Annotated in this window: 8 protein-coding genes and 1 pseudogene; 2 read left to right on the top strand and 7 right to left on the bottom strand. The window is 66.5% G+C overall.

Features of this window, described 5'->3' with window-relative positions; genetic code table 11:
• Both ABDV69_RS18990 and glnA read right to left on the bottom strand, forming a co-directional pair.
• Positions 1 to 723: pseudogene (locus ABDV69_RS18990) on the bottom strand (aldehyde dehydrogenase family protein); the annotation flags it as partial.
• Positions 724 to 781: 58 nt separating this feature from the next.
• Positions 782 to 2218 (bottom strand): type I glutamate--ammonia ligase, encoded by a 1437-nt coding sequence (gene glnA, locus ABDV69_RS18995; protein ID WP_343577163.1) that lies wholly within the window; start codon positions 2216 to 2218, stop codon positions 782 to 784.
• 209 nt (positions 2219 to 2427) lie between these two features.
• Between glnA and ABDV69_RS19000 the strand changes: the two genes are divergently transcribed.
• On the top strand, positions 2428 to 2898 hold the full coding sequence (locus ABDV69_RS19000; protein ID WP_343577164.1) for an RDD family protein: 471 nt from the start codon (positions 2428 to 2430) through the stop codon (positions 2896 to 2898).
• Between the two features lie 5 nt (positions 2899 to 2903).
• On the opposite strand, the gene ABDV69_RS19005 is transcribed toward ABDV69_RS19000, so the two are convergent.
• From ABDV69_RS19005 to sucB, 5 genes are all read right to left on the bottom strand, one after another.
• Positions 2904 to 3656, bottom strand: coding sequence for a DUF4191 domain-containing protein (locus ABDV69_RS19005; protein ID WP_343577166.1), 753 nt, complete (start codon positions 3654 to 3656; stop codon positions 2904 to 2906).
• A 27-nt stretch (positions 3657 to 3683) separates the two neighbouring features.
• Positions 3684 to 4631: a lipoyl synthase gene (gene lipA / locus ABDV69_RS19010; protein WP_343577168.1), complete on the bottom strand. Its 948-nt coding sequence runs from the start codon at positions 4629 to 4631 to the stop codon at positions 3684 to 3686.
• A 28-nt stretch (positions 4632 to 4659) separates the two neighbouring features.
• Positions 4660 to 5379, bottom strand: a complete 720-nt coding sequence (lipB, locus tag ABDV69_RS19015; RefSeq protein WP_343577169.1) for a lipoyl(octanoyl) transferase LipB — start codon at positions 5377 to 5379, stop codon at positions 4660 to 4662.
• A gap of 99 nt (positions 5380 to 5478) precedes the next feature.
• Positions 5479 to 6387, bottom strand: a complete 909-nt coding sequence (locus ABDV69_RS19020) for a TIGR01777 family oxidoreductase (protein WP_343577171.1) — start codon at positions 6385 to 6387, stop codon at positions 5479 to 5481.
• 15 nt (positions 6388 to 6402) lie between these two features.
• The gene (sucB, locus tag ABDV69_RS19025) at positions 6403 to 8118 is read right to left on the bottom strand and encodes a 2-oxoglutarate dehydrogenase, E2 component, dihydrolipoamide succinyltransferase (RefSeq protein ID WP_343577173.1); all 1716 of its coding nucleotides are present in this window, start codon (positions 8116 to 8118) and stop codon (positions 6403 to 6405) included.
• Between the two features lie 385 nt (positions 8119 to 8503).
• Between sucB and ABDV69_RS19030 the strand changes: the two genes are divergently transcribed.
• Positions 8504 to 8872, top strand: coding sequence for a hypothetical protein (locus ABDV69_RS19030; protein WP_343577175.1), 369 nt, complete (start codon positions 8504 to 8506; stop codon positions 8870 to 8872).
• Positions 8873 to 8891 lie beyond the last annotated feature (19 nt).

Below are 8891 nucleotides of genomic sequence, written 5' to 3' on the forward strand. Positions count from 1 at the left end.
CTAGAGCTGCATCCAGACCGACGTGGTCTTCATGTACATGTCGATGCCCTCTTTGCCGAACTCATGTCCCCAGCCGGACTGCTTGTGGCCGCCGAACGGCACGTCGCGGTCAAAGACCAACTGGCAGTTGACCTGTACGCTGCCCGCCTGCATGCGCTTGACGAGCCGGTGGGCGCGGCGCAGGTTCTCGGTGTAAGCCGTGGCAGCTAGCCCGTAGGTGGTGTCGTTGGCCATGGCGATGGCCTCGTCCTCATCGTCGAAGGGTAAAATGCTGACCACCGGGCCGAAGATCTCCTGCTGGTAGAGTCGCATGCCCGGATCGACGTTGGTCAGCACGGTCGGGTGCACGAAGTAACCCTTGCGGTCCAGGCGGTGGCCGCCGGTGACCACCTCGACGCCCTCGGTCCTGCCCTCGTCGATGAAGCCCATCACCCGGGTCAGTTGCTTCTTGCTGATCAATGGACCGCTGACGCAACCCTCCTCGCTGGGCGCGCCAAGCTTGAAGGTGTTCGGCATCATCGAGATGCCCTCCACCACCCGGTCGTACACGCCGCGCTGGGCGAAGATCCGCGATCCGCAGACGCAGCCCTAGCCAGAGTGCACGAAGATGCCCAGCGAGGCCATCAGGATGGCCTTGTTCAGGTCCGCGTCGGCGAAAATCAGCACCGGCGACTTGCCGCCGAGTTCGAGGGTGACCTTCTTCAGGTTGCCCGCCGATGCCCGGCGGCGAAAAAGGCGCGGACGCTCGAGTGAGCGCCCGCACCTTTCGTAGGACGTCGACTTACACGTCGTAGTAGAGCGCGAACTCGTAGGGATGCGGCCGGATCTGGACCGGCAGGATCTCGTTCTCGCGCTTGTAGCTGATCCACGACTCGATCAGGTCGGACGTGAAAACGCCGCCCTCGGTGAGGTATTCGTGGTCCTCTTCCAAGCGATCGATCACTGCCGACAGCTGGGTCGGGGCCTGCGGGATGTTCGCGGCTTCCTCCGGCGGCAGCTCATAGAGGTCCTTGTCGACCGGGGTCTGCGGCTCGATCTTGTTCTTGATGCCGTCCAGGCCGGCCATCAGCATGGCCGCGAACGCCAGATACGGGTTACCTGAGGAGTCGGGGCAACGGAACTCGAGGCGCTTGGCCTTGGGGTTGCTGCCGGTGATCGGGATACGCACGCACGCCGACCGGTTGCGCTGGCTGTAGACCAGGTTGATCGGCGCCTCGAAGCCGGGGACCAGACGCTTGTAGGAGTTCACCGTCGGATTGGTGAACGCCAGCAGCGACGGCGCGTGGTGCAACAGGCCGCCGATGTAGTGGCGGGCAGTGTCGGACAGCCCGGCGTAACCGGTCTCGTCGTACATCAACGGGTTGCCGTCTTTCCACAGCGACTGGTGGGTGTGCATCCCCGAGCCGTTGTCACCGAACAGCGGCTTGGGCATGAACGTGACGGTCTTGCCGTCCTGCCACGCGGTGTTCTTGACGATGTATTTGTACAGCTGCATGTCGTCGGCGGCGTGCAGCAGCGTGTTGAACTTGTAGTTGATCTCGGCCTGACCACCGGTGCCCACCTCGTGGTGGCCCTTCTCCAGGCTGAAGCCGGCCTTGATCAGGTTCTGCAGCATCTTGGCGCGCAGGTCGACGTAATGGTCGACGGGCGCGACCGGGAAGTAACCACCCTTGGGGCGCACCTTGTACCCGCGGTTGGGGCTGCCGTCGATCTCGCGCGGCTCGCCGGTGTTCCACCACCCGGAGACGGCGTCCACTTCGTAGAACGTGCCGTTGATGCTCGAGTCGAAGCTGACCGAGTCGAAGATGTAGAACTCGGCCTCGGCACCGAAGTACGCGGTGTCGGCGATGCCGGTGCTCTTCAGGTAGTTCTCCGCCTTGCGAGCGACGTTGCGTGGGTCGCGCGAGTACGGCTCGAGGGTGAACGGGTCGTGCACGAAGAAGTTCAAATTCAGCGTCTTGGCCTGGGTGAACAGGTCGATCTGCGCCGTGCCGGTATCAGGGAGGAGCAGCATGTCGGATTCGTGAATCGACTGGAATCCGCGAATCGAGGAGCCGTCGAAGGCTAAGCCGTCCTCGAACACGCTCTCGTCGAAGAACGAGATCGGAATTGTGAAGTGCTGCATGATGCCTGGCAGGTCACAGAACCGGACGTCGACGAATTCGACGTGCTCGTCCTTGGCCAGTTTGATGATGTCGTCGGCCGATTTTTCGGACACCGAAGCGCTCTCCTTTGCTGCGAGCTTCGAACCACTGTGGTCGCTGATGAGCTTTCCGTTACGTGGCCGTAATTGAAAACCCGGTCAGACGCTAGGGACGCAATGTTGCCGGAGTCAAACCTTGTGTTACATCCACGTTAAGCCGCAGCATGTTGCGCCTCGGCGTCGGACCAGACCTGCCCCTATGGTCCTCAACCTATTGTGAGGTCATGACCGCCAGCAACCGGCCCCCGCAATCCGGCGATTCGGAGCAGTCTCGGGGTTATCCGGGCCGACTGCTAGGTCTGCCCGAGAGCGGGTCCGGCTCGCTGGCCGGCTTGGGCCGCCGGTGGCTGGCGTTGCTCGTCGATTGGTTCATCGCGTACGGCTTGGCCCGTCTCACGGTCACCTTCGGTGTGATGACGAGCGGGCAGTTTCTCGACGGCCAAGCCGGGGCCGCCGTCGTGCTGGCCACCTGGCTGGTGCTCGGCGTGCTCGCGGTGCGGTTATTTCAGTTCACCCCAGGACAGTTCGCGCTAGGCCTGCGAGTCGCCTCGGTCGACGAGCGACTGCACGTCGGGGTGGGCCGTGCCCTGGTCCGAGGGGTGCTGATCGCGTTCGTCATCCCCGCGTTGTTCGTCGACGTCGACGGGCGCGGCATTCAGGACCGGGTGACCGGCACCGCCGTCGTGCGGAGTTGAGGTGACTATCGGCGACGGACGGTCCGCTGGACCCCGCGCATCTTGGCGTTACCGGGCATGGGGCCTTTGGGCATCGCGGCGGTGCCGGCCCGCGAGCCCAGCGCGGCCAGCCGCGACTCCAGTGCGTCCATCTGCTTGACGGTGATGTTGGACGGCAGCTTGGTCAGGTGGCGCTCCAGCTTGGCGAGCGGAACCTCACCCTCGTCGTTGCCGACGATGACGTCGTAGATCGGGACGTCGCCGATCAGTCGAGCGGTGCGCTTCTTCTCCTGGGCGAGCAGCGGTTTGACGCGGCCCGCCGACCCCTCACCGACCAGGATCACCCCGGGCCGGCCGAGCACCCGGTGTACGGCGTCGAAGTGCCCGGTGGCGGCCACTCCGGGGGTCACGCGCCACTTGCCGCGCAGGTTGTCCAGCACCCAGGCGGCGGCCCCGGCCTGGCCTTCGGCCTTGCCGTAGACCGACTTCTGCGCGCGCCTGCCGAAGATGATGAACGCCACCAACGCGCCCAGTACGACGCCGAGCGCGGGCAGCGAGATCATCGCGAAGCCGCCGGAGAACACCCCGACCGCCACCGCGATGGCGACGATCAGCAAGAACGCGCCGATCATGTACGGCAGTAGCCGCTTGTCTTCTTTGCGCTGAACGTTGAACGCCTGCCAGAGTTGGCTGCGGCGTTCTTTGCTGGCGGCCTTGCGCGCGGCTTTCGCCTCGGCTCGGGCGGCCTTGCTCGGCTTGGCGCCGCGGGATGTGGCCATAGTCGCCAAGAATACTTACAACCCGTGTCAGCCCGGCTGCGCGGTGGGCGTCTGGCGCCGGAGCCGGTTGGCCTGCTGGTAGAGCCGACCGGCCCGATACGACGAGCGCACCAGCGGGCCGGCCAGCACCCCGGCGAACCCGAGGCCCTCGGCGTACCGCTGGTAGGTGACAAACTCGTCGGGGTGGACCCAGCGGTCGACCGGGTGATGCCGCGTCGTCGGGCGCAGGTACTGGGTGATCGTGACGATGTCGCAGCCGGCTGCGTGTAGATCGTCCAGCGCCGCGCGCACCTCGTCGGGCGTCTCGCCCATGCCGAGGATCAGGTTGCTCTTGGTGACCAGGCCGAAGTCGCGCGCCGCGGTCAGCACGTCGAGGCTGCGCTGGTAGGAGAACGCGGGCCGGATGCGCTTGAAGATGCGTGGCACGGTTTCGACGTTGTGCGCCAACACTTCTGGCCGAGCTTCGAAGACCTCGCGCAGTTGATCGGCGTTGCCATTGAAGTCGGGGATCAACAGCTCCACCCCGGTGGACGGGTTGAGGTGCTTGATGGCGCGCACGGTCTCGGCGTACAGCCAGGCGCCGCCGTCGGGCAGGTCGTCGCGGGCCACCCCGGTGACCGTTGAGTAGCGCAGATTCATCGCCTGCACGGATTCCGCGACCCGGCGCGGTTCGTCGCGGTCCAGCGGCGCGGGCTTGCCGGTGTCGATCTGGCAGAAGTCGCACCGGCGGCTGCACACCTCACCGCCGATCAGGAAGGTGGCCTCGCGGTCTTCCCAGCACTCGTAGATGTTGGGGCAGCCGGCTTCCTCGCACACGGTGTGCAAACCTTCGCGGCGGACCAGCTTCTTCAGCTCGGTGTACTCAGGCCCCATCCGCAGCCGGGTCTTGATCCACGGCGGCTTGCGCTCGATCGGGGTCTGGGCATTGCGCACTTCCAGGCGCAGAAGTTTTCGACCTTCCGGGGCAACGGTCACGAAGACGATGCTACGCGGGCGGCGGTGTTCAGCCCTCCGGCGATGAGGCACGCGCAATGGCAGGCGCAGGAGTCGGGCAAGGATGCACAGCGACTGGCAGCCGGCCGTCCAGGGCGTCGCACACCGCGTCGGCGACCGCCGCCCGGACATCCTCGACGCCGACCCGGCGGCCCAATTCGGCCGAGATCGACGTCACGGTGGCGTCGCGGATCCCGCACGGCACAATCGCTTCGAACGCGTCGAGATCGCAGTCGCAGTTGAGCGCGAAGCCGTGCAGCGTCGTCGCCCGTGACACCCGCACGCCGATCGCGGCGATCTTGCGGTCCGGTCGGCCGCCGCCGGCCGATACCCACACCCCGGAGCGTCCGTCGACACGCCCGACCGGCAGGCCGATGTCGGTGCAGACCTTGATCAGGGCTTCTTCGATGCGCCTGACGTAGTCGACCACGTCGAGCGGCTCGGCCAGCCCGATGATCGGGTAGCCGACCAGTTGGCCCGGCCCGTGCCAGGTAATCTTGCCGCCGCGGTCGGTGTCGACGACGGGCGTGTCATCGGTCGGGCGCTCATCGGCGGCGGTGCGCCGCCCGGCGGTGTAGACCGAGGGATGTTCGAGCAACAGCAACGAGTCGAGGGCGCCGACTGCCCGGGAGTTGGCCAACTCCTGCTGAAGTTGCCACGCGACCCGGTAGTCGACAGTGCCCATCTGACGGACGTCGACGGCAGCACTGCTCGATCGGATCGATCCCACATCGCCGACCGTACAACCTGAACCTGGTGACAACCTGGCAGCGGCTAGCTGGATGGTGGCGACCCGCTGCGCCCGGCTATGCCGCGCTTGCGATCGCCACTAAGCGACGTCGCGCGTGGCGGTGGCGTAGCGCAGGGCCTCACCAACGGTGTTGTGGTGGAACTGGAAGCCGGCTCGTTCCAACGCGCCCGGGATGGCGCGTTGCCCGCTCAGCAGCGTCTCGTCGGCGAACTCACCGAGCGCGGCACGTATCGCAAACCCCGGCACCATCAGCGGGGTGGGGCGGTTCACCGCCCGGCCCAGTGCCGCGGTGAATTCGGCATTGGTGACCGGCGCCGGGCCGGTGAGGTTCACCGGCCCGGACAGGCGCTCGTCGGAGATGGCGAACTGCAGTGCCCGGACGGTGTCCTCCAGGCTGATCCACGACAGGTACTGTCGTCCGCTCCCCAGGCGGGCGCCCAGACCCACCGAGAACAGCGGTCGCAGTTGACGCAGAGCGCCGCCGGCCGCGGCCAGTACGACGCCGGTGCGCGCCAGCATCACTCGCACGCCGGCGTCCCGTGCGGGCGCGGTGACCGCTTCCCAATCGACACATAGTTGAGCCAGGAAACCGCTTCCGGCCGAGGCGGTTTCATCGACCGTGTGGTCCTTGGTGTCGCCGTAGTAGCCGACTGCGCTGGCGTTGACGAGCACTGTGACGCCGGCGTCGGCGACCGCGGTGGACAGCACTTCAGTCGGGGTGATGCGACTGTCCCGCAGGTTCTGCTTGAACGCCCCCGACCAGCGCCGTTGGCCGACGTTGATGCCGCACAGATTGACAACGGCGTCGACGCCGCGCAGTGCCTCGGTGTCGAGTTCACCGCTGTCGGGATCCCAACTCAGTTCACCGGAGTTCGCCGGCGCCCGGCGCACGATCCGCAGAACCTGATGGTCCGCGCAGCGCAGCGCAGTTGCGAGCGCCGAACCGATCAGGCCCGACGAGCCTGCGATCGCGACGGTTGCTGCCACGAGTCGAGCCCCCTTCTAGAGACCCAGGTCGGCCTCGAATGCGCCTTCTTCGAGCCGATGCTTGATGGTGGTCACGAATCGTCCTGCGTCGGCGCCGTCGATCAACCGGTGGTCGTAGGTCAGCGGCAGCTGGCACACCGAGCGCACGCCGATCGACTCGTTGCCGGTCTCGTCGACGACGACCCGGGGTCGTTTCACGATCGCTCCGGTGCCCAGCATCGCCGCCTGCGGCGGCACCAGGATGGGCGTGTCGGTGAGTGCGCCCTGGCTGCCGATGTTGGTGATGGTAAAGGTGCCGCCGGAGAGTTCGTCGGGTCGCAGGTCAGCCGACCGGGCGCGCGCCGCGATGTCGGCGATCGCGCGGGCGAGGCCGGCCAGCGACAGGTCGCCGGCGTTGTGAATGACGGGAGAGAGCAGGCCCTGCTCGGTGTCGACCGCGAAGCCGAGGTGCTCGGCGTCGTAGTAGGTGATCTCGTTGGTGCCCTCGTTGTAGCTTGCGTTGACGTTGGGGTGCACCTTGAGTGCGTCGATCACGGCGCGCGCGATGAACGGCAGGAAGGTCAGGTTCACGCCCTCGCGTTCGGCGAACGCCGCTTTCGCCTGGTGGCGCAGCGCGACGATGCGCGTCATGTCCACCTCGTGGACCTGGGTGAGCTGTGCGGTCGCTTGCAGAGACTCCCGCGTCTTGTTCGCGGTGATCTGACGGATCCGGCTGGCCTTCTGAGTGGTTCCGCGCAGATGCGCCAATGCGGGTGCGGGTGCCGGGGCGCTCGGCTTGGCGGCGGCCGGAGCGTGCGCGGGCGGTGCGGGTGCCGGGGCCGGCGGCTGTGCGGCTTGCTGCCTCTGTTGGGCGGCGGCCAGCACATCCTGCTTGCGGATGCGGCCGCCGACACCGGTTCCGTTGAGCGTGCCGAGGTCGATGTTGTTCTCGGCGGCCAGTTTTCGTACCAGGGGAGTGACGTACGGGGTGCCCTCACCGGTCGGCGGCGCGGCCGGTTGCGGTGCGGGGGGAGCGGGCGGAGCCGTGGGAGCCGGCGGGGCCGGCGGTGCGGGAGCCGTGGGAGCCGGCGGAGCCGGCGGTGCGGGAGCCGCGGGAGCCGGAGCCGCGGTGGTCGCACCGGTGCCGATTCGAGCCAATTCGCCACCGACCGAGACGGTGACGTCCTCGTCGGCGGTGATGCTGATCAACGTGCCCGCCACCGGTGACGGGATCTCCGTGTCGACCTTGTCGGTGGAAACCTCGACCAGCGGCTCGTCGACCTCGACGACGTCGCCCACCTTTTTCAACCAGCGGGTCACCGTGCCTTCGGTGACCGATTCGCCGAGTTCAGGCATCAGCACCGGCTGAGAATCTCCGGTTGCGCCTTGGTCGTTGGCGGCCGGCGCCGGTGCGGCGGCCTCGGGTTGCGGCTCGGGTTCCGGTGCAGACCGCCCCGGCTGGGGTTCGGGTGCCGTCTGCGCGGAAGGCTGCTCGCCGCCCTGGCTGCCCTGCGGGGCGTCGCCGATCACCGCAAGCTCGCCGCCCACCTCGACGGTGTCGTCCTCGTGGGCCACGATCTTGGTCAGCACACCCGCTGCCGGCGAGGGGATCTCGGTGTCAACCTTGTCGGTGGACACTTCCAGGAGCGGCTCATCGATCTCGACGGTGTCGCCTTCTTGCTTCAGCCACCGGGTGACGGTTCCTTCGGTCACGCTCTCACCGAGTGCCGGCATCTGCACTGAGAAGGCCATCTGAAGTCGACTCCTCGATTGATCGGTCGGTGGGCGCGGATCGACTTCTGGCTTACCACAGCATGGTGAAGAAGAAGTCGCACCCCTGACTACCGGGACCATCCTGTCACTCCGGCAACGTCAGCACACAACCAGGGCAGGCCGCCGGCGTCGGAATTCCGCCGTCGCAAGCTGCGTACAGAAGTCGCCGCAGAAACGATGTGAGCCACGTCTCATTCGAATCCAGGCTGAGAGCGAATCACCGGCCAGACCATTCGCGGCGTGTCCGATTTGTCGGAAGTGGAGTCCGCTGGTGTGGACGCAGGTGATCCAAAAAACGCGAAATAATCGGTTTTTGACGCGAATGGGATTCCGGAAAGCCGGGAACTTGGATATCTTGTTTCGCGTGTATCCCGATGACAGCGGCAAGGAACTTGCCACCGTGCTCTCTTATCTGGCGGGTCGTTCCCTGAGTAGGGAAGAGATCTGGACGGCGATGGAACTGCCGCGTTCCACGTACTACGACCAGTTGGACAAGGGAACCCTGATCACCGCCGATAACCTGCGGGTCGCTGCGGCGAATCTCGGCATCAACCGCGCCGAGTTGCTGACGCGCTACCGGTTCATCGAGCCGGACGAGGTCACCGCGCTGGCCGAGGAGATTCGCGGCGGCATGCAGGTGCATGCCCTAGCGGGTGGTGGCAATCTCAAGACGCGTCAGCAGCCGGTGAACATCTCGGAGTGGCGCCCCCGCTCCGACGCGCCGCCGCTGTAAATCTTCGACTGGTATAAGG

The sequence above is a fragment of the Mycobacterium sp. genome, from assembly GCF_039583785.1.
GTDB lineage: Bacteria > Actinomycetota > Actinomycetes > Mycobacteriales > Mycobacteriaceae > Mycobacterium.